General features: G+C 70.7%; 17 protein-coding genes. 3 read left to right on the top strand and 14 right to left on the bottom strand.

What is annotated here, in order from left to right; genetic code table 11:
* Window positions 1-3 precede the first annotated feature (3 nt).
* Window positions 4-1,866 carry a glutamine--fructose-6-phosphate transaminase (isomerizing) gene (glmS, locus tag ACIBVP_RS34460; protein WP_396110625.1) on the bottom strand — a complete coding sequence of 621 codons (1,863 nt, stop codon included), beginning with the start codon at window positions 1,864-1,866 and terminating at the stop codon, window positions 4-6.
* Window positions 1,867-1,932: 66 nt separating this feature from the next.
* Between glmS and ACIBVP_RS34455 the strand changes: the two genes are divergently transcribed.
* A complete protein-coding gene (locus ACIBVP_RS34455) occupies window positions 1,933-2,739 on the top strand; it encodes a dienelactone hydrolase family protein (protein ID WP_396110624.1) in 807 nt (268 codons plus the stop codon).
* A gap of 30 nt (window positions 2,740-2,769) precedes the next feature.
* A complete protein-coding gene (locus ACIBVP_RS34450; RefSeq protein ID WP_396110623.1) occupies window positions 2,770-4,587 on the top strand; it encodes an Hsp70 family protein in 1,818 nt (605 codons plus the stop codon).
* Here the strand turns inward: ACIBVP_RS34450 and ACIBVP_RS34445 are convergent, their stop codons facing one another.
* From ACIBVP_RS34445 to rplM, 13 genes are all read right to left on the bottom strand, one after another.
* On the bottom strand, window positions 4,588-6,963 hold the full coding sequence (locus ACIBVP_RS34445; RefSeq protein WP_396110622.1) for a WXG100 family type VII secretion target: 2,376 nt from the start codon (window positions 6,961-6,963) through the stop codon (window positions 4,588-4,590). It lies immediately after the preceding gene.
* Complete coding sequence (locus ACIBVP_RS34440; RefSeq protein ID WP_396110621.1) at window positions 6,960-8,006, bottom strand: beta-ketoacyl synthase N-terminal-like domain-containing protein; 1,047 nt, start codon at window positions 8,004-8,006, stop codon at window positions 6,960-6,962. Before ACIBVP_RS34440 ends, ACIBVP_RS34445 begins: the two co-directional genes overlap by 4 nt.
* Window positions 8,003-9,202 (bottom strand): beta-ketoacyl-[acyl-carrier-protein] synthase family protein, encoded by a 1,200-nt coding sequence (locus ACIBVP_RS34435; RefSeq protein ID WP_396110620.1) that lies wholly within the window; start codon window positions 9,200-9,202, stop codon window positions 8,003-8,005. Before ACIBVP_RS34435 ends, ACIBVP_RS34440 begins: the two co-directional genes overlap by 4 nt.
* Entirely contained in the window at window positions 9,199-9,450 is a 252-nt protein-coding gene (locus ACIBVP_RS34430) for an acyl carrier protein (RefSeq protein ID WP_396110619.1), read from the bottom strand. Before ACIBVP_RS34430 ends, ACIBVP_RS34435 begins: the two co-directional genes overlap by 4 nt.
* Window positions 9,447-9,968: a hypothetical protein gene (locus ACIBVP_RS34425; protein ID WP_396110618.1), complete on the bottom strand. Its 522-nt coding sequence runs from the start codon at window positions 9,966-9,968 to the stop codon at window positions 9,447-9,449. Before ACIBVP_RS34425 ends, ACIBVP_RS34430 begins: the two co-directional genes overlap by 4 nt.
* A 12-nt stretch (window positions 9,969-9,980) precedes the next feature.
* Window positions 9,981-12,758 (bottom strand): hypothetical protein, encoded by a 2,778-nt coding sequence (locus tag ACIBVP_RS34420; protein WP_396110616.1) that lies wholly within the window; start codon window positions 12,756-12,758, stop codon window positions 9,981-9,983.
* Between the two features lie 2 nt (window positions 12,759-12,760).
* Window positions 12,761-13,126, bottom strand: a complete 366-nt coding sequence (locus tag ACIBVP_RS34415; protein ID WP_396110615.1) for a hypothetical protein — start codon at window positions 13,124-13,126, stop codon at window positions 12,761-12,763.
* 141 nt (window positions 13,127-13,267) lie between these two features.
* Entirely contained in the window at window positions 13,268-13,834 is a 567-nt protein-coding gene (locus ACIBVP_RS34410) for a hypothetical protein (protein ID WP_396110614.1), read from the bottom strand.
* A gap of 2 nt (window positions 13,835-13,836) precedes the next feature.
* Window positions 13,837-15,969 carry a hypothetical protein gene (locus ACIBVP_RS34405; RefSeq protein WP_396110613.1) on the bottom strand — a complete coding sequence of 711 codons (2,133 nt, stop codon included), beginning with the start codon at window positions 15,967-15,969 and terminating at the stop codon, window positions 13,837-13,839.
* On the bottom strand, window positions 15,969-16,307 hold the full coding sequence (locus tag ACIBVP_RS34400; protein ID WP_396110612.1) for a hypothetical protein: 339 nt from the start codon (window positions 16,305-16,307) through the stop codon (window positions 15,969-15,971). The genes ACIBVP_RS34405 and ACIBVP_RS34400 overlap by 1 nt, the downstream gene beginning before the upstream one ends.
* A gap of 158 nt (window positions 16,308-16,465) precedes the next feature.
* Window positions 16,466-17,800: a phosphoglucosamine mutase gene (glmM, locus tag ACIBVP_RS34395; protein WP_396110611.1), complete on the bottom strand. Its 1,335-nt coding sequence runs from the start codon at window positions 17,798-17,800 to the stop codon at window positions 16,466-16,468.
* Between the two features lie 99 nt (window positions 17,801-17,899).
* Complete coding sequence (rpsI, locus tag ACIBVP_RS34390; protein WP_396110610.1) at window positions 17,900-18,367, bottom strand: 30S ribosomal protein S9; 468 nt, start codon at window positions 18,365-18,367, stop codon at window positions 17,900-17,902.
* A 40-nt stretch (window positions 18,368-18,407) separates the two neighbouring features.
* Window positions 18,408-18,851, bottom strand: coding sequence for a 50S ribosomal protein L13 (gene rplM, locus ACIBVP_RS34385; RefSeq protein WP_396110609.1), 444 nt, complete (start codon window positions 18,849-18,851; stop codon window positions 18,408-18,410).
* A gap of 193 nt (window positions 18,852-19,044) precedes the next feature.
* On the opposite strand from rplM, the gene ACIBVP_RS34380 reads away from it, so the two are divergent.
* On the top strand, window positions 19,045-19,941 hold the full coding sequence (locus ACIBVP_RS34380; protein ID WP_396110608.1) for a hypothetical protein: 897 nt from the start codon (window positions 19,045-19,047) through the stop codon (window positions 19,939-19,941).
* Window positions 19,942-19,999: the final 58 nt, after the last annotated feature.

The raw sequence follows: 19,999 nt of genomic DNA, 5'->3' as shown, positions 1-19,999 counted from the left end.
GGGCTACTCCACCGTCACGGACTTGGCGAGGTTGCGCGGCTTGTCCACGTCGTAGCCGCGGGACCGCGCGATCTCCGCCGACAGCACCTGCAGCGGCACCGTCGAGACGAGCGGCTGCAGCAGCGTCGGCACGGCAGGGAGCTCGATCAGCACGTCCGCGAACGGGCGGACCGTCTCGTCACCCTCCTCGGCCAGCACGATCGTGCGGGCGCCGCGGGCCTGGATCTCGGAGATGTTCGACACCATCTTCGCGTGCAGCACGGCCCGGCCCTTGGGCGACGGCATCACGATGACCACCGGCAGGTCGTCCTCGATCAGCGCGATCGGCCCGTGCTTCAGCTCGCCCGCCGCGAAGCCCTCTGCGTGCATGTACGCCAGCTCCTTGAGCTTGAGCGCACCTTCGAGTGCCACCGGGTAGCCGACGTGGCGCCCCAGGAACAGGACCGCCTTCGAGTCGGCCAGCGACCGGCCGAGCTCGCGGACCCGCTCGACCGTGCCGAGCACCTTCGCGACGGCGTCGGGCATCGCGGCCAGCTCGTTGAACTCGCGGGCGATCTCGTCGGCGTACTTGGTGCCGCGGGCCTGCGCGAGCGCGAGCCCCACCATCAGGTTCGCGGCGATCTGCGCGAGGAACGCCTTGGTCGACGCGACCCCGATCTCCGGGCCCGCGTGCGTGTAGAGCACGGCGTCGGACTCGCGTGGGATCTGCGCGCCGTTGGTGTTGCAGACCGCCAGGACGCGGGCCTTCTGCTCACGGGCGTGCCGCACGGCCTCCAGCGTGTCGGCGGTCTCGCCGGACTGCGACACGGCGACGACCAGCGTCGCGCGGTCCAGCACCGGGTCGCGGTAGCGGAACTCCGACGCCAGCTCCACCTCGACGGGCAGGCGGGTCCAGTGCTCGATGGCGTACTTCGCGACCAGGCCCGAGTGGTAGGCGCTGCCGCACGCGACCACGAACACCTTGTCGACGTCGCGGAGGTCCTGGTCGGTCATGCGCTGCTCGTCGAGGATGATCCGGCCGTCGACGAAGTGGCCGCGCAGCGTGTCGGCCAGCGCCGTCGGCTGCTCCTCGATCTCCTTGAGCATGAAGTACTCGTGGCCGCCCTTCTCGGCGGCCGACAGGTCCCAGTCGACGTGGAACGGGCGGGTCTGCGCGTCCGTGCCCTCGAAGTCGGTGACGTGGTAGCCGTCGCGGGTGATCGTGACCACCTGGTCCTGGCCCAGCTCGACGGCGTCGCGGGTGTGCTCGATGAACGCCGCCACGTCCGACGCGACGAACGTCTCCCCCTCGCCGACCCCGACCACCAGCGGCGAGGACCGGCGCGCGGCGACGATCATGTCCGGCTCATCGACGTGCGTGACGACCAGCGTGAACGCGCCGGACAGGCGCTGGCAGACGGCACGGACGCTGGCGGGCAGGTCGCCCTTGGTCTGGCCCTCGGCGTAGGCGTGGCCGACCAGGTGCGCGACGGTCTCGGTGTCGGTGTCGCTGGTCAGCTCGACACCGTCGGCCTCCAGCTCGGCACGCAGCGCGGCGAAGTTCTCGATGATGCCGTTGTGGACCACGGCGACGCGGTGGGTGGCGTCGCGGTGCGGGTGGGCGTTGCGGTCCACGGGCGGCCCGTGGGTCGCCCACCTGGTGTGACCCATGCCCGCGGTGCCCGCGAACCCGTCCCTGCCGACCTCGTCGAGGCGGTTCTCGAGGTTGGCGAGCCGACCGGCTTTGCGCTCCACGGCGAGGTTCCCCGGCCCCGTCACCACGGCGACGCCTGCCGAGTCGTACCCGCGGTACTCAAGGCGCCGGAGCCCGTCGACCACGACGTCGAGGGCCTGCCGGTGCCCCACGTATCCCACGATTCCGCACATGCCGAAGAGGCTATCTCGCCGCGCCGGGAGGGCTGCCGGGTCCCAGGTTGGCTAAGGTCCCATGCCATGGCCACCAAGCCGAAGCACCTGCTCGAGGAACTGAACCACCGCGGTCCGCACCAGGTGCTGCGCGGCGACCTCGCCCTGATAGGGCTGCCCGGCCTGGTGTTCACGCCGCGGACCGGCCTCGGCCTGCCCGCGATCGCGTTCGGGCACGGCTGGCTGCAGCCGCCCGCCCGGTACCTCGGCCTGTTCCGGCACCTGGCGTCGTGGGGTTTCGTCGTCGCCGCACCCGGCACACAGCGCGGCCCGCTCGGGTCGGCCCGTCTCTTCGCGGCGGACCTGCGGACGGCGCTCGACGTGTGCGTCGGCGTGCGGCTCGGTGAGGGCGACATCAGCGTCGACCAGACCCGTCTGGCGCTGGCCGGGCACTCGACCGGCGCGGGCGCCGCGGTGCTGGCCGCCGCGGACGACGGCCGCGTGCGTGCGGTGGCGACCATGGCCGCGTCGCAGGTCAAGCCGTTCGCGACAGACGCCGCCGCCCGGTGCGCCATGCCGTCGCTGCACCTCGCAGGCGGCGCGGACCTGGTGGCACCGCCCGTGGGCCACGCACGGCTGATCGCGGCGAACTGGGGCGGGGAGGCACAGCTGCGGCTGCTGCCGAAGGTGGACCACATGGGGTTCGCCGAGGGCAGGCACTGGACCGGGCTGCTGATCCCCGGCACGTCGAACCACGGCGCGCTGCGGCTGTCACGGGCCCTGCTGACCGCGTTCTTCCTGGTGCACCTGGCCGGCCAGGACCGGTTCCGGCCACTGCTGGACGCGGACGTCAAGGGCGCACCGATCGAGGACACGTCCGAACTGGTGGCCTGACTGTTCTTTTCTTCTGGGGGGATGTTCGGCGTGAGCGTGCTGTCGGTCGACCTTGGCACGTCCAACACCGTCGCCGTGCTGTCGGCCCTGGACCGGCAGCCGAGGGTGGTGGAGGTCGAGGGCGCGTCCAGCATGCCGTCGGCCGTGTTCGCCGCTGAGGACGGGGCGCTGATCGTCGGCCGGGAGGCGGAACGGCGAGCGAGGCTCTCCCCGGCCAGGTACGAGCCGAACCCGAAACGCCGCGTCGACGACGGCTCCCTCCTGCTCGGCGACTCGGTCGTGCCGGTGACGAACGCGCTCGCCGCGGTGCTCGGCAAGGTGGCGGCGGAGGTGGGCAGGCAGCTGGGCGGCGCCCGGCCCGACGAGGTGCGGCTGACACACCCCGCGCAGTGGGGTGCCGCGCGCCAGAACATCCTGCTGTCCGCGGCGCGGCAGGCCGGGCTGGGCAACCCGCGGCTGGTGCCCGAACCGGTCGCGGCGGCGGCGCACTTCGCGGCGGTCACCGGTGTCGGCACGAAAAAGCCCCTCGCCGTGTACGACCTGGGCGCGGGGACGTTCGACGTCGCCGTGGTCGGCGGCGCGACCGTGCTCGCGGAGGGCGGCCTCGCGGACCTCGGTGGCCTCGACGTCGACCAGGCGCTGCTCGACCACATCGGCCGCCAGGTGTCGGCGCGGGACCCCGGCGGCTGGCAGCGGTTGCTGCGCCCGGAGTCGACGGCAGACCGGCGGGCGGCGCGCGCCTTGCGCGAGGACGTGCGCGCGGCGAAGGAGTCGTTGTCGGACCACCCGCAGACAGAGGTGCCGCTGCCCGACCCGTTCGGCGACGTGCTCGTGACCAGGGCGGAGCTGGAGTCGCTGATCCGGCCGGGCCTGCTGCGGAGCGTGGAGGTGCTGGCGTCGACGGTCGAAGCGGCCGGGACGTCGCTCGGTGAGTTGGCCGGGATCTATCTGGTCGGCGGGTCGAGCCGGATCCCGCTGGTGGCGACGCTCATCGCGGAGCGGTTGCGGGTGCTGCCGGTGAACCTGGACCAGCCGGAGACGGCGGTGGCGCTGGGCGCGCACCACGTCAACGAGGACGGGACCAGCCTCCGCACCCGCGACGTCCCACCCCAACTGGCGGAAACCCGGACAACAGCCATCCACCCGCCCGCGAGGCCCGCACCGTCCAGCGTCCCTGCGGCTCCAACCGCTCCACCTGGCGTGCCTGCCGCGGCACCCGCCACTCGCGCAGGCCAACCCGGCACGCCGATGGGACCGGTTCAGCCCGGCATGCCCACCGCGGCTCCGGCTCCCATCGGCACCGCCAATCCCGTTGGCCCGGCCAGGGCGCCGGCGACGTACGCGGGTCAGCAGGGTTTCGCGGGACACGCTCCCGGCCACCTCGGCCCGCCGGTAGGGCCCCCGGCGCCCGGCCTCCTTGCTCCCGGCCATCCCCGGTACGGGACCGGTCAGCCGTGGGCGGGCCAGCCGACACCGCCCAAGACCGCCGCTGAGCAACTCGGCATCGTCGGCTGCGTCGCGATGTTCGTCCTCGGCGTGGGGAGTCTCGCGGCGGCAAACTTCTTCATGCCGGCAATCGCCGTGCTGTCCGTGCCCTTGTTCTACGCCGGGTTGCGACTCGCCAGGAAACACCCACGGCCGCTGCCGTTCTTCTGCTACGGCTACGCCATCCTCATCGCCATCATGGCGATACTCGGCGTTGTGGCGGTGATCGCGCGGCCCGCTGTCACCGACGCGTCGGATCTGGTGCTGCCGGGGATTCTCGGAGGTGTCGCGATCGTGCTCGCTCTTGTCCCGCTGATCGTGCGGGCGGTGCGGGAGGGCGCGCGCCCTCCCGCCGTCCGCTGACTACCGCTTCGGGGCCTTCGTCTTCCCGGCCTCCGCCGGGTCGCGGCCGACGACGCCGCTGAAGTTGGCGGCCGGGTCCTGGTCGTCGAAGATCGAGCCGGTGGTGCGCCACTTGCTCTGGCGGGTCTGGTCACCGCCGCCCTGGCCACCGCCGCCGCCCATGCCGCCCATCGGCATGCCACCCACCGGGGCACCGCCCGCGGCGCCACCGGCGGCACCACCCGCACCGGCACCGGCCGCCGCGGCCGCCGCGCCGGCGCGGTCGCCGCCGTCGGGGGCCTGTGCGCCGACCATGGCGCCCGGGCCGGACGGAGCCGACGTGCCCGGGGTGTCGGCGCCGCCGAAGCCGCCGCCACCCCCGCCGCCGATCCCGCCGCCGCCTGCGCCACCACCGGCGCCGCCACCACCGCCGCCGCCCAGGTCACCGCCGAGGCTGGACGGGGTCGACACGTCGGGGAGGCCGCCGCCGGAGGAGCCCGGGACGTCGTTCTCGGCGTCGAAGTCGAAGTCGTAGGTCGCCGGGGTGCCGTCGTCGACGGTCATCTTCATCTTGTCGAGCTGGCCGGGCGGCTGTTCCAGGGTGATCGTGGCGTCGCCGTCCGGGATGGTCACCTTGCCGTCCGGGCCGGCCTTGATGACGCCGTCCTCGTACGTCTCGCCCGGCTGGTCCGGCGTGAAGTCCACCTCGTACTCGCGCGGCTCGCCCTCGCCGTCGTCGACGGTCACCTTGCTGCGGCCACGCGCGTCCGGCTGCCCCACGGTGATCGTGCGGTTGCCGTCCTTGATCGTGACCTCCTTCGGCGCGCCGCCGCCCGGCGTGCCGGGGAGACCGGTCGACGAACCGGGGGTGCTGCCGATCGGCAGGCCGGTGATCGGGTCGATCCCGGGCTGGATGTTGCTGCCCGGGGTGTTCACGCCCGGCAGCGTCGACGACGGGTTCGTCGTCGCGCTCGACGGGTCGGTGCTCGACCCCGGCAGCGGCGGCAGGCTCGGGATGCTGCTGGGCGTGGTCCCACCCGGCGTCGACGAGCCCGGCGTGCTGACCGACGGCGTCGACGGCGACGACGACCCTGGCGAGCTGGAGCCCGGCGAGGTGGACGACGGCGGCGGCGTGTTCACCGTCGGGGTCTGCGTGCCCGGCTGGTTCGGGTTCTGGGTGCCCGGCTGCTGCTGGCCGGGGTTCTGGGTGCCCGGCCCCGCGGCGGCGAACTTGTTCTCGTACTCCTTCAGATACTCGTTCAACGCCTCGTAGTGCAGGTTCACCGCCTCGAGCGTGTCATCACAGATCTGCTCGAAACTCACGTACAGCGTCTCGTGCAGATCCTGGTTGAACGAGTCCCGGATCCACTTCTTGCACTCGCGGATCACATAGTCCTTGTTCTCGTCGTTCAACCCGCAGTCGTCGTCGCGGATGGTGTTCTCCAGATCGGACCCGGTGACCGAGTCCACCCAGGCGGCCACCTCGAGCACCTGGTCCTGCGAGTCGAAGTCACCGCTCGCGAGCGTCACGACCTTGTCCGCGATGTCCGGTGTGGCCGACCCGAGCGTGCCCCGGAACGTCTCGTACAGCGCGATGATGTCGTTGGCCTTGCCACGGCACGCCTCGAACACGTTCGTGACCGTCGCGTCGATGATGTCCGGCGCGGTCTGCAGGTACGAGAGCAGGTCCGTGGAGTTCGGGGCGATCTTCTCCGAGTAGTGCTGGTAGGAGGCGTTCGCCGCCGGACCGGTCCACTCCCGGTACAGGTTGTTCAGCTCGGTCTCGGTCGACGAGTTCAGCTCGTTCAGGGTGCTGTACGCGTTGCGGAGCCGCGTCGCGTCGTCCACGAAGTTCTTGAACGAGATGCCCATCTGCTCGTCGTACCGCTTGACGATGTCCGTCTCGAACTTCAACTTCCCCTGACGACCCAGCGTGTCCGACGGCACCTTCTCGTTGACGGGCAGGAAGTCCTGGAAGATCCGCAACGCGTCACGGGCCGCGTCGAAGATCTCGTCCGACTTCTCGACGCCGGTGCTGGAGCCCTCCGACGGCGGCTGCATGTCCTCGATCTCGGTGCGGCCGTCCTCGACGTTCTGGTCGTTGAGGCCCTGGCTGTAGCCGCGCTCCTCCGACTCGGCCTGCGCGTCGGAGTAGATCTCGTCGATGTCGCCCTGTTGGTAGTCACCGGACCGGAGCTGGTGGCGGTCGTAGTACTCCCGCACCTCGTCGGGCAGGTCGTCCTCGTTGTGGATCCCGCTCCGGGTGCCGAGGCCCCCGCCGTAGGGACTCGCGTAGCCCTCCTGCACCAGGTACGCCGCGAGCAGGTGCTCCTTGGTGTCGGCGTCCACGTACGGATCGTCGAGGAGCGCCTTGACCTCGTCCCACGACCTGCTCATCCCTCACCCCTCGATTCGATCGTTCCGGTCAAGCGAAGCACGACCGCGCCGGCCGTGCCGTCCCGGTCGACGGCCGTGGCCACCGCGAGACGCCCACGAGCACCCGGGTCGCCCGCCGCGGCCGCCAGCAGCGCGGCGACACCGACGACGCCGCTCGCGGCGCCCGTGTCCCCGATCAGGTGACCCGGCCGGATCACGGTCCGCTGGCCCAACACCTCACCCGTCGCTTCCAGTTCCACTTCGGACAGTTCCGGGTCCGCGGCGGACGTGGCGACTCCCCACACCTCGTCCACCGTGAGCCCGGCGAGCACGTGCTCCAGACACGCGACGAGCGCGTCACGTGGCGCGCCGGACCGCGTGTCCAACGCGGTATCGACCGCTAAGACCTCCGCGAGCCCCGGTCGGTTCCCCGCGGCGCCGGTTTGCAAAAACAACGCCACCGCGGCCTCACCCGGGAAACCACCGGGTTCCAGCAGCTCACGCACGCCGCTGTGCTCCTCGACGGCACCCGCGAAGACACCGCTCGCGCGGCCGGTGCGCAGGAGCCTGCTCGCGTACCGCAGCACAGCGGGCCCCGCGGTCCGCCCCGCCGCGATGGTGCTGTTCGGGCCGGTCAGGCCGTGCCACATCGCGCACTGGGCCGCGGCCGAGTTCATCAGCGCGAACGGCATCTGCGCCGGGTTGACGAAGTACGGCTTGCGCCGGGTCAGCGAGTCGCGGGTGAACTCGAACTGGGTGCGGTTGCTGCCGCTGGTGGTGCCGAGCACGACGCCGGTGCGCGCGTCGACGGCCACCTCCGGGACCAGTTCCCGGAGCGTGGCGACGGCGAGCGCGCTCGTGCGGTCCATCGAGCTGGTGCCCTTGCGGCCGAGCTGGTCGACGATGTCGAAGTCCGGCACCACCCGCGCCTCGGCGGCCGCCCAGTCGTCCTTCGTGGACACGGGCGCCACCGGTTCGCCGCGCAGCACCCCGTCGGCGAACGCGGCCCTGCCGTGGCCGAACGGGCTGAGCGCCGACCACGCGGAGATGACGACGCCGGTCATCGGTGCCGTCCGAAGAGGACGACCGAGTTGTTGCCACCGAACGCGAGCGCGTTGTTCTGCACCACCCGCAGGTCGGCCTCGACCGCGGTGTTGGGCACGCAGTCGATGCCGCACGCCGGGTCGGTCTCGGTGTGGTTGATGGTGGGCGGGATGAAGCCGTCGCGGATGGCGACCGCGCACGCGATGGCCGACAGCGCGCTCGCGGCACCCATGGTGTGGCCCAGCATGGACTTCACCGACACCGTGCGCGGCGGCGTGGCCCCGTACACGTCGTGGATCGCGCCGCATTCGGTGGCGTCGTTGGCTTTCGTGCCGGTGCCGTGCGCGGAGATCAGGTCGACCTGGTCGGGTGTGACACCGGCGTCGTCGAGCGCGAGCCGCATGCAGGCGGCCACGCTGTCCCGGTCCGGGGCGACGGGGTGGGTGGCGTCGCAGTTCAGGCCGTAGCCCAGCACCTCGGCGTAGATCCGCGCACCACGTGCGACGGCCTTCTCCAGCGGCTCCAGGAGGAGCACGCCCGCGCCCTCACCGGTGAGGATGCCCTGCCGGGACACGTCGAACGGCCTGCACCGCTCCGGGTCGACCGCGCCCAGGCGGTAGAAGCCGGTGAACGTCATGCGGCACATGGCGTCCGCGCCACCGCACAACGCGAAGTCGACGTCCCCGGACGCGACCGCGTCGAAACCGTTGCCCAGCGCGTAGTTCCCCGCGGCGCAGGCGGTCGCGACCGTCGAGATGTCCACATCGGACAGGCCGAGTTCCCGTGCGACCGCGACCGGGATCGACGCGGCGGGCACCCGGCGCGGGAGTTCGGCGGGAACGTCCTCGCCACGCACCACGTGCTCGGCGATCCGTTCACCGGCGTCGCCGCCGCCGTCGGTGGTGCCGACGCAGACCATGCCGCGTCCGTGTCCCCGGCCGGTGAGGTCCAGACCGGCGTCGGCCACGGCCATCTTCGCGGCGGCGACGGAGAACCGCGCGGCCCTGCCGAGGTCGTCGAGGGGTTGCGCGGTGACCCACCGTTCGGGCTCGAACCCCGTGACCTCGCAGCCGACGGCGTGCGCGAAGCCCTCGGTGTCGAACGCGCCGATGGGCCGGGCGCCGCTGCGCCCGGCCCGCAGCCCGGCCGTGTACTCGGCGATGCCCGTGCCGATGCTGGACACGACGCCGAGCCCGGTCACGGCGACCCGAGTCACTTCTCGAGCGCCTCGCTCAGCACGGCGTAGACCCCGTCGAGGCTGACCAGCCGCTCGAACTCGGCCGGGTCCACCTCGACGTCGAACTCGATCTCCAGGTTGGCGAGCAGCTCGATCAGCTTCATCGAGTCGGCGCCGAGGGCTTCGACGAAGTGGTCGGCCGGCCCCACCTCGTCGGCGTCCACCTCGAGCACCCGGCACACGACCGCCTTGATGTCGTCCGCCCGCTCCGCGACCCGCGCGTTCACCGGTTCTGCATCCAGCTGGACTGGTTCGAGAAGTCGTCCTCGTCGTCCAGTTCCGTTGGCTCCGGCCTGCGCGCGGCACGCGGCGCCCTCGGCGGGGCGGGCGGTGCCGGTGCGGGCGGGGCCTCCGGCGCGGGCGGCGGCATGGGCGCGGACGACTCCTCGTCGTCGATCATGCCGATGCCGCCGGGCGGCGTGTCGGCACGGTTCGGCCGCTGCGGCGGACGGTAGGCGTACGGGTCCTTCTGCTCCTCGTCCTCGAAGCCGAAGCCCATGACGAAGTCCTTGTCCTGCTCCGTCTTCTCGGTGGCCCAGCCACCCGCCTGGGCGCGGCGGCGGCCCAGCTCGCCCATGTGCTTGGCGACCTGGGCCATCACCGGGCCCTGCTTCTTGAACGCCTCGAGCGCCTGCTCACGCTTCTGCCGGAAGTTGCGGTCACGCAGCGCACGCCGCTCCGACATCTCCCGCTGCACCTGCGCCATCTTGGCCCGCGCTGCCGCGGCCCGGTCGTAAGCGCCCATCAGTTTCCCCTCTTAACGGTCCTGGCCACCGAACGCGCCCCGCAACTCCTGCGGATCGGCCGGTTCGTCGAACAGGTCGCCGGTGGTTCGCCACTGGCTGCCGGCCCGCTCGCTGTCACCGCCGCCGCCACCGCCACCGGGCGCTCCGCCCATCATCGGCATGCCGCCACCGGCCATCCCACCATGCGCCTGGTCCGGCCCGGACGGCGAGCCGGGGCTGGTGTCGGCGACGCTGTCCGGCGCGGTCGACAGCCCGGCCTCACCGCTCGCCCCGTTCATGTACGGGGACGACTGGTCCGGCCCACCGAACGACCCGGCCTCACCGGCGGACGAGTGCGGCCCGGCGTCGCCGCCGAACCCGGACATGGTCGGGTCGTCGGCGGCCGACGCGGTCGTGGCGAACACGGCCTCGGACCGCAGCGACTCCGGCATCTCCCCGAACGCGGGCTGGGTGCTGATGCCCTGCCCCTGCGGCGGCGTGCCGTCGTAGGGCGCGGGCTGCGTGCTGATGTCGCTGTGCAGCGGCATCGGCCGCTCACCGAACGCGGGCTGCGTACTGATGCCCTGCGACGGCGGCCCATCACCGAACGCGGGCTGCGTACTGATGTCACCCTGCACCGGCATCGGCCGCTCACCGAACGCGGGTTGCGTACTGATCTGCTCACCCTGCAACGACTCCGGCATCTCACCAAACGCCGGCTGCGTACTGACCTGCTCACCCTGCAACGACTCCGGCATCTCACCAAACGCCGGCTGCGTACTGACCTGCTCACCCTGCAGCGACTGCGGCATCTCACCCGGCGCGGGCTGGATGCTCACCCCGTCCGGCGTGAAGTCGGCGCCGTCGACCTGCCGGTTGGCGTCGACCAGTTCCTGCGGCATCCGCCCGGGCGCCGGGTGGGCCTCCACGCCCGTGTCCGACTCCGAGTAGTCCAGGTTGTAGGTCGTCGGCTCGCCGGTGCCGTCGTCGACGGTCACGACCACCGTGTCCGGCTGGCCTTCCGGCCGTTCGGCGGTGATGGTCAGGTCCCCGTCGGTGATCGTGCACTTCCCGTCCGGGCCGGGCTCGATCGGCGCGTCCGGGCCGGGCACGGTCGGCATCACCCCGTCCGGGCCGGGCACCGTCGGCATCACCCCGCCGGGCGTGCCCGGGGTGAGCGGGTCGGCGCCACCGAAGTCCAACGTGTACGTCTTCGGCGGGCCGCTGCCGTCGTCGACCGTCACCGTGACCTTGCCCTGGCCGTCCGGGCTGGTGACCGAGATCTCCCGGTCGCCGTCGTTGATGGTGACCGTCTCTTCCTGGTCCGTCGGCGGCGTCGTCGGCACGTCGGGGTTGTTCGGGTCGCCCGGCTTGTTCGGGTCGTTGGGGTTGCCCGGCGTGTTCGGGTCGTTCGGGTTGCCCGGCGTGTTCGGGTCCGTCTCCGGCGGCGTCGGCACCTCGGGCATCGACGGCGTCGACGGAGTGGACGGAGTCGACGGGGTCGACGGGGTCGAGGGCGTCGACGGGGTCGACGGGGTCGACGGAGTGGACGGGGTCGAGGGCGTCGAGGGCTGGCTCGGTTGAGTCGGCTGAGTCGGCTGAGTCGGCTGTGTCGGTTGGGTCGGCTGGCTGGGCGGCGGCTGCGCGGCGGCGAACTTGTTCTCGTACTCCTTCAGGTACTCGTTCAACGCCTCGTAGTGCAGGTTCACCGCCTCGAGCGTGTCATCACAGATCTGCTCGAAACTCACGTACAGCGTCTCGTGCAGATCCTGGTTGAACGAATCCCGGATCCACTTCTTGCACTCGCGGATCACATAGTCCTTGTTCTCGTCGTTCAACCCACAGTCGTCGTCACGGATCGTCTGTTCCAGGTTGGACCCGGTCACCGAGTCCACCCACGCCGCGACCTCCAGGACCTGGTCCTGCGAGTCGAAGTCGCCGCTGGCGAGCGTGACGACCTTGTCGGCGATCTCGGGTGTCGCGCTGCCGAGGGTGCCCCGGAAGGTCTCGTACAGGGCGATGATGTCGTTCGCCTTGCCACGGCACGCCTCGAACACGTTCGTGACGGTCGTCTCGATCATCTCGGGGGCGGTCTGCAGGTAGGACAGCAGATCGGTCGAGTTCGGGGCGATCTTCTCCGAGTAGTGCTGGTAGGAGGCGTTGGCCGCCTGGCCGGTCCACTCCCGGTACAGGTTGTTCAGCTCGGTCTCGGTCGACGAGTTCAGCTCGGAGAGCGTCGAGTACGCCTCACGCAGCCGGTTGGAGTCGTCCAGGAAGTTCTTGAACGAGATGCCCATCTGCTCGTCGTACCGCTTGACGATGTCCGTCTCGAACTTCAACTTCCCCTGACGACCCAGCGTGTCCGACGGCACCTTGTCGTTGACCGGCAGGAAGTCCTGGAAGATCCGCAACGCGTCACGGGCCGCGTCGAAGATCTCGTCCGACTTCTGCACACCGACGTTAGAGCTCGACCCGGGTTCGGGGAGCCGCATGTCCTCGATCTCGGTGCGGCCCTCTTCGACGTTCTGGTCGTTGAGGCCCTGGCTGTACCCGGCCTCGTCCGACTCGTCCTGTGCCGTCTCGTAGACCTCGTCGGTGGTGGCGTACTGGCCGACCCACGCCTCGTCACCGTCGATGTTGTAGCTGGCCTTGGTGCCGTCGGTGTAGTCGTTGACCTCGTCGGGCAGGTCGTTGAGCCCGAACGGGCCGCTGTTCTCCCGCACGTAGGCGGTGAGGAGCAGCTCCTTGGTGTCCGCCGAGACGTACGGGTCGTCGAGGACGGCCTTGACCTCTTCCCAGGACCTGGCCACGGTCAGACCTGAACCGAGTTGACGTTGGTCTGGGCGGCGGACTCACTGTCGGAGTACGTGGCCCCGGCCGCGTCGAGCTGCCCGGCGAACGCGATCAGGTTGTCGCACATCGCGGTTGACCCGGCGCCGAGCTGCTCGATGGCGGCGGCGTAGTCGGCCTGCCAGGTCTGGTGCTCCTCGTGCTGCCCGAACTCGGCGGCCTGCGTCTTGGCGGGCTTGACCTCGGCGACGTCGCCCTTGGCGTCCTCCGCCTTGGTGCTGATGGTCCGGCCGACAGAGGACATCTGCCCCGTGTCGGTCTTGTACCCGTCGGGCGCCTGCACACCGGACGGGTTGGCGGGTGGCCCGCTGGGCGGCGGCGTGTTCATGGTCGGAGTCCCCCTCCAGAGTCCCTAGAGCGCGGTTGCCCTACTTCGACGCGCGCCGACGGCGGCCGGTGCCGTCGCATCTGCACACAGAATGTACCCACCCGCAGGTGACGCCGCGTGCGACCGGGAAATTTGCTTCCGCTACCGCAACCAGGTCCGGCCGGACATGTCGTCGTCGCCCTCGGGACGCGGCGGCCGCGGCTTGCGGACCGGGCGTTCCTCCGGCTTCGGCTCGGCGTCGTCCCGCGCACCGAGCTTGAGCGTCCGGTTGGGCTTGGGCGCCTCGCCCTCGTCGTCCCGCGCGCCGAGTTTCATCGTCTTGCCTGGTCGGGGCGGTTCCGCGGCGGGTTCGGGCACGACGGGCGCTGGCGTGTCGACCGGCTTCGCCTCGTCCGCGGCCTTCCGCGCCTGCCGGGCCTCCTTGAACTCGTCGGCCCCGAGGGAGAGCGTCGACGGCTTGGGCCGCGGCTTGGGCTCCTCGGCCTGCGTCTCCTTCTCCTGCTCGGCGGCTTTCCTGGCGGCCTCGGCTTCCGCCTTGCGCTCCAAGGCCGCCTTCAGCTCGGCCTCTTCCTTGGCGGCCGCGTCCCGAAAGCGGTTGTCGATCTCCGTCGAGCGTTGCACCAGGTCGGCGAAGGTCTTCCTGCTTGTTTCGACAGCCTCCTGGATACGGTGCTGAGTCGCCGCGGCGTCGATGTCAGCGAGTGCCATGCCTACTCCGTCGCCTGGTCGTCGTCACCCAGCACGCCGTGCATGCTGTAGACCGGTTCGGCGCTGTCGAAGAGATCGCCGTGCACGCTCCACCCAGATCCCGCACGGCCCGGCTCCGACCCACCACTCGGCGGCGCAGCGCCGCCGAGCATCGGCATCCCGGAGCCCACCATGCCGGACGCGTCAGGCTCGGCGGCGTCGGGTGCCTTCGACAGTCCCGCGTCACCGTCGGGCTGGTCGGGCACGAGCACCCCGGACATCGACTCCCGGTCCGCCAGCCACCCGGGTTGGGAAGCGATGTCGCTGGCGGCCGCCTGCGTCTGGCCCGCGACGGCACGCTGCGTTGACGTCTCGGCGGGCTCGTCCGCGGCCGCCGGAGCCTGTGCGGTACCGCTCTCCGCGGCCTGCTCGATGTCGTCGGTGTCGCGGCCTTGCGCCAGCACAGCCTCGTTCTCGCCTGCGTCCGCACCCTCCGGCACGTCGGGCACGGCGTCCTCGACTGGTGCCGGATCGGCGGTGACAGCGGCGGACTGGTCCGACGCTGATCGCGGTGCGCTCCCAGGCGCCTGAGCCGACGCCTCCTGCTTGCCCGGCTCGGCGGCCGTGGCACCGGACTGTGTCTCCGCGCTGTCCGGTTCCTCGTCGAAATCGAGCGTGTAGGCCGTGGGGTTGCCGGAGCCGTCGTCCACGGTGAGCTGGATCGACTCCGGGGAGAAGAGCGGACGTTCCGCGGTGATGGTCAGCGGACCGTCCTGGATGACGCATTTCCCGTCGGTGCGGGCCGGTACCTGCTGGGGAGCGTCGCCGTCGGACACTTCGCCGTTCGGACCAGGCACACTGTCAGCGGGCCGCTGGGGAGCAAGCCCACTGGCGGCGTCGAAGTCCAGCTCGTAGGTCTTGGTCTTGCCGGTGCCGTCGTCGACGGTGACTCGCACATGGCCGTCGCCATCCGGACTCGTGACACCGATCGTCCGGTCGCCGTCCTTGATCTCGACGGTCGCGGACTGCTCGACGGCGGTGTCCGGCTCCTCCCGCACGGCCGCGTCCGGAGGCGCCTCCGCCGGCGCGGCGTCCTCGACGGGTGGCTCGGGTGTGGGCGGCATCGGCTCGGCGACCGCGGCCGGTCCTGGCCCGCCACCGCCCGGGTAGCCACCACCTTCACCGCCCGGGTAGCCACCACCGGGGTATCCGGTCGGCGCGCCTGTGTCCCCGCCGCCGACGGGCTGTCCACCGCCACCCGCACCGATGACGCGGAGGGAGCTGAAGACCTCCTCGTTGGCGAGCGTGTAGACATTGCCGAGCGCGGCGTCGTAAAGGTTCGACACGGTCTCGACCGTCGCACCGACCGCCGCGAAGAAGTTGTGGAGCTTGCGCCTGATGTCCTCGCGGGCATCGTGGCAGGCATCGACCATGTTGCGATACATGATCAACACGCGGCCCGCGTTGTCTTCGCACGGGTCGGCCATGCAGATGTCCCAACGCCGCTGCGTGACGAAGCGACCGTTGATCACGCTGCTCTGCGCTTCGTCGTTCTTCGTGCAGTTGCCCACGAGGAACCACGTCGGGCAGCCGTCGGCCAGCGCGTCCGGGGTGTAGTCGCCCGTGCCGATCTTGTGCCAGTACTCGGGCGGCGAGACATCTCCGAAGTTCAGGTGCGTGTTGGCGCTGTCCTGGGCGAACTGCTCGAAGACGACCCGCAGCTGGGACATGCTGTTGATCAGGCCGTCGCCCGTGGCCGTCGCGTAGGTGCCATAGGCCGCGATCGTGCTCTGGACCTTGGCCATCGCGGCCTTGAAGGCGTCGTACGAATCGCCCCTCCAGCTCTCCCCGAGCCTGGTGACGTTCGCGCCGAGCACCTCGGCGAAGTTGGACAGCGCGATGCCGAGCCCGCGCAGCATCGCACCGTCGTGTTCGATGCCGCCCCACTGCAGGTCGAGCAGCTTGGCGCGTTCGCTGGTCGCCTTGTCCGCGGGCCCCAGCTCCAACTTCTCCAGATAACCGTTCGCGAAGTGCCGCACGGCCTCGTTGAGCCGGGGACCCAGCAGTACCTGGTTGGAGTTGTCGTCGACGGTGCCCCGCGCGGTCTCCGAGCCCTGCTTGAAGTCCTGCCAGATGTTGGCTGCTTCGAATCCCATCAGACACCGCCGGGCTCGGTCGACGGCGTGCCGCCGTCTGCGCTGGCTTCGATCGAGGTGAACTGGCCGACGTTCGTCGTCTCGCCCTGGACGTTGAGGTCCGCGCTCGCACCCAGCTGCGCGGTGATCTGGTCGAGCGTCGCGGACAGGCTGGTCAGGTCGGGCGCGAGCATCCCCCACGACTTAACGTACTCGTCGCCCTCGGCCTTCCAGTTCCGTCCGAAGCTCTCCGCCGTCGCGTTCGCTTCACCGAAACGGGCCGCGACCTTGTCGAACTGCTGCTTCGCGTCGGCCATGAACGTGGCGAAGGCCTGGATGGCCTCCGGATCGACCTCCATACCACCCGCCATGGTGTAGCCCCCTCGATCTTCCTTCTACTGTCTCCCACCCTGCGAGCGCAAGCACGGATCGTACGCCTGCGCACACTGCAAGCAACATACCGACGGGTTGTCGCGGACGGGGGTGTATTGGGGGATTTGTGAACGGAATGTGCTGGTCAGACGGCCGTGCTGACGACGTTGACCAGACGGTCGGCGGCGGCCTGGGCCGCCTCGTGGGACGGGGCCTCGACCATGACGCGGACGAGTTGTTCGGTGCCGGACGGGCGGAGGAGGACTCGGCCTGTCTCGCCCAGTTCGGCTTCCACCTCGGCGACCGCTTCGCTCACCGTCGTGGAACCGGTCACCTTCGTCTTGTCGGCGACCTTCACGTTCACCAGGACCTGGGGGAGGCGGGTCATCACGCCGGCCAGGTCGGCCAGGGGGCGGCCGGACTCGGCCACGCGGGACATCAGGCGCAGCGCGGTCAGCAGGCCGTCGCCGGTGGTGGCGTGTGCCGGGAGGACCACGTGGCCGGACTGCTCGCCGCCCAGGGAGAGGTTGTTCTGGCGCAGCTCCTCCAGCACGTAGCGGTCGCCGACCGCGGTGGTGCGGAGGTGGACGCCGTGTTCGCGCATCGCGAGGTGCAGGCCGAGGTTGCTCATGACGGTGGCGACCAGGGTGTTCTCGGCGAGGTCGCCCGCCTCCTTCATGGCCAGCGCCAGCACCGCCATGATCTGGTCACCGTCGACGACGTTGCCGTCCTTGTCGATCGCGAGGCAGCGGTCGGCGTCGCCGTCGTGGGCGATGCCCAGGTCGGCCTGCTCGGCGAGCACCGCCGCGCGCAGGACGTCCAGGTGCGTGGAACCGCAGTCGGCGTTGATGTTCTCGCCGTCCGGCAGCGCGTGGATGGCGATCACCTCGGCACCCGCCTCGCGGTAGGCCCTCGGGCCCGCGGCCCACGCCGCGCCGTTCGCGCAGTCGACCACCACGCGCAGGCCGTCGAGCCGGTGCGGGACGGCCTTCAGCAGGTGCTGCAGGTACCGGTCGAGCGAGTCGGCGATGTCGTACACGCGGCCGACGCCCGCGCCCGTGGGACGGGTGAAGTCGACGCCCATGTGGGTCTCGATCTCGTCCTCGATGACGTCCGGCAGCTTGTGTCCGCCCGCGGCGAACAGCTTGATGCCGTTGTCGGGCATCGGGTTGTGCGACGCCGAGATCATCACGCCGAGGTCGGCGCCCAGCTCACCGACGAGGTGCGCGACCGCGGGGGTCGGCAGCACCCCGAGCTGCATGACGTCGGCGCCCGCCGCGGTGAGGCCCGCGGCGACGGCGGCCTGCAGCATCTCGCCGCTCGCCCTGGGGTCCCGGCCGACCACCGCGACCGGACGGTGTGAGCTGTCATGCTCCGCCAGCACCCGCGCCGCGGCCGCCGCGACGGATAGGGCCAGTTCAGGGGTCAGATCGGAGTTCGCCAGCCCGCGAACACCGTCGGTACCGAACAGCCGAGCCATTGTTGGCGATTCCTCCAGATGGTGTCTGCGAAACAGCGAACGCCGCGCCCGGTGCATCGCAGATGCCGGACGCGGCGTTCCACTACAAGCTGTGAACGCTCAGCGCTTCGAGTACTGAGGCGCCTTGCGGGCCTTCTTCAGACCGTACTTCTTGCGCTCCTTGACCCGGGGGTCACGGGTGAGGAAGCCGGCCTTCTTCAGCGCCGGACGGTCCTCGGAGTCGAGCTCGATCAGCGCACGCGCGATCGCGAGGCGCAGCGCACCGGCCTGACCGGTGATGCCGCCGCCCTTGAGGTTGGCGCGGACGTCGAACGCCTCGGGCTTCTCCAGGATCACCAGGGGCTCACGGATGAGCTGCTGGTGCACCTTGTTGGGGAAGTACTCCTCGAGCGACTTGCCGTTCAGGGTGAACTTGCCGCTGCCGGGGGTGAGCCGCACGCGGACGACGGCCTCCTTGCGGCGGCCGACGGTCTGGGCGGTCTCGCCGCTCACACGCACGGGACGCGGCGCCTCGGCTGCCGCCTCCACCTCCACGGCGGTGTCCTCGGTGGTCTCAGGGGTGCTCAATGATCCTCGCTTTGTCCGACTTGATGGCTAGCAAGTTCATTTACCTGCTGACCTTGGCGATCTCGAACGGCTTCGGCTGCTGCGCGGCGTGCGGGTGGTCCGGGCCGGCGTAGACCTTCAGCTTCTTGCCCTGGGCACGGCCGAGCTTGTTCTTCGGCAGCATGCCCTTGACGACCTTCTCCAGCAGCCGCTCGGGCCGCGTGTCGAGCAGCTCGCCGAACGACTGCTTGCGCAGACCGCCGGGGTAGCCGCTGTGCCGGTACGCGAAGGCCTGGTCACGCTTGTTGCCGGTCAGCACGACCTTGTCCGCGTTCACGATGATGACGAAGTCACCTGTGTCGACGTGCGGCGCGAAGGTGGGCTTGTGCTTGCCCCGGAGCAGCGTGGCGACGTTCGAGGCGAGCCGGCCGAGGACAACGTCCTCCGCGTCGATGACATGCCAGGTGCGGGCCACCTCGCCTGGCTTCGGGCTGTACGTGCGCACGGATCTACCTCGTCGTCATTTGCGTCAGGGTGCATGTGCGCTCATACGGGCATGGGCCCGCGCCGCGCAACAACATAGGAAGATACCCGGCGCCTTCGAGGAGGGTCAAAGCGGCCCCCACGGAGGACACCGTGCCGCACACTATCGTGCACGTCGGCGGGGTGTTCCCGCTGTTCTGCGAGGGGTGTGTGCGATGAGGGTCACGAGGGTCGCCCGTCTGCTGGCCTGTGCCGCCGTGTGCGTCGCCGTGACCGCCGGGTGCGCCCAGCCGACCACCGGCAGGCCGGTCGCGGACCGCGCCGCGGCCGAGCAGGCCACCGACGACGCGGTGAAGCGGGGCCTCGACGCGTTCCAGGACCACTTCGCGAACTTCGGCGACGAGCACGCCCGGGTCTACAACTACCTCAACTACGGCGACACCAAGATCACCACCGAGCACGAGTCGTACAAGGTGGGCGACCCGCCCGCGATCCTCCTCAAGCGACGGTTCAGCGACGACGGCGACTGGTCGCAGCGGGTCACGCCGCCGGGGTCGAAGGTGGACTACATCGAGCTGGACTCCGACCACGCGTCGCTCGCGCCGACGCCGTGGGTGTCGGTGCCGTCCACGTTCGCGGAGGGGTTCGACACCTGCTTCCTGCTGACCGCGTGGGCGGCGTGCAATGTGGACGCCTCCATCGGGCAGACCTCCCTCGACGCCCCGGACGAGCAGCCGAGCGAGGCACGGGCCACCGAGGACGGTTTCGAGGTGACCACCGGCGCGCTGCTCGGCGTGATGCTCGGGGAGGGCATCGTGTCCGTGCCGGAGGACAAACGCGACGGACTGACCGAGCGGATGCTGAACACGGTGGTGCCGGTCACGATCCGGCTCGACCGTTCGATGGAGTTCACCGGTTTCGTGGTCCGCGGCACCGTCACCGACGGCGACGCGACGAGGCTGGAGATCCAGCTCGAGTACGAGGTGCTCGGGGAGGCGGAGGAGTCGGACATCCCGGACGCACCCGAGGCCGCCGAGGTCACCGCGATCACCGACCAGGCCGCGGTGGACGAGTTCATGACGAAGTTCAACGACCGCACCCCGGACAACTGACAAGCACAGCAGCGGGGCCCGGAATGCTTTCCCGGGCCCCGCTCGCGGTGTTCGGTTG

The sequence above is a fragment of the Actinophytocola sp. NPDC049390 genome (assembly GCF_044466355.1).
In the GTDB taxonomy this organism is placed as follows: domain Bacteria; phylum Actinomycetota; class Actinomycetes; order Mycobacteriales; family Pseudonocardiaceae; genus Actinophytocola.
This window is presented reverse-complemented; position numbering and strand designations above follow the sequence as displayed.

What these genes read in the sequence shown, in the direction of transcription:
- glmS (WP_396110625.1), bottom strand. Translation starts at nt 1,866, where the DNA reads ATGTGCGGAATCGTGGGATACGTGGGGCACCGGCAGGCCCTCGACGTC.
- ACIBVP_RS34455 (WP_396110624.1), top strand. Translation starts at nt 1,933, where the DNA reads ATGGCCACCAAGCCGAAGCACCTGCTCGAGGAACTGAACCACCGCGGT.
- ACIBVP_RS34445 (WP_396110622.1), bottom strand. Translation starts at nt 6,963, where the DNA reads ATGAGCAGGTCGTGGGACGAGGTCAAGGCGCTCCTCGACGATCCGTAC.
- ACIBVP_RS34440 (WP_396110621.1), bottom strand. Translation starts at nt 8,006, where the DNA reads ATGACCGGCGTCGTCATCTCCGCGTGGTCGGCGCTCAGCCCGTTCGGC.
- ACIBVP_RS34425 (WP_396110618.1), bottom strand. Translation starts at nt 9,968, where the DNA reads ATGGGCGCTTACGACCGGGCCGCGGCAGCGCGGGCCAAGATGGCGCAG.
- ACIBVP_RS34415 (WP_396110615.1), bottom strand. Translation starts at nt 13,126, where the DNA reads ATGAACACGCCGCCGCCCAGCGGGCCACCCGCCAACCCGTCCGGTGTG.
- ACIBVP_RS34410 (WP_396110614.1), bottom strand. Translation starts at nt 13,834, where the DNA reads ATGGCACTCGCTGACATCGACGCCGCGGCGACTCAGCACCGTATCCAG.
- ACIBVP_RS34405 (WP_396110613.1), bottom strand. Translation starts at nt 15,969, where the DNA reads ATGGGATTCGAAGCAGCCAACATCTGGCAGGACTTCAAGCAGGGCTCG.
- ACIBVP_RS34400 (WP_396110612.1), bottom strand. Translation starts at nt 16,307, where the DNA reads ATGGAGGTCGATCCGGAGGCCATCCAGGCCTTCGCCACGTTCATGGCC.
- glmM (WP_396110611.1), bottom strand. Translation starts at nt 17,800, where the DNA reads ATGGCTCGGCTGTTCGGTACCGACGGTGTTCGCGGGCTGGCGAACTCC.
- ACIBVP_RS34380 (WP_396110608.1), top strand. Translation starts at nt 19,045, where the DNA reads ATGAGGGTCACGAGGGTCGCCCGTCTGCTGGCCTGTGCCGCCGTGTGC.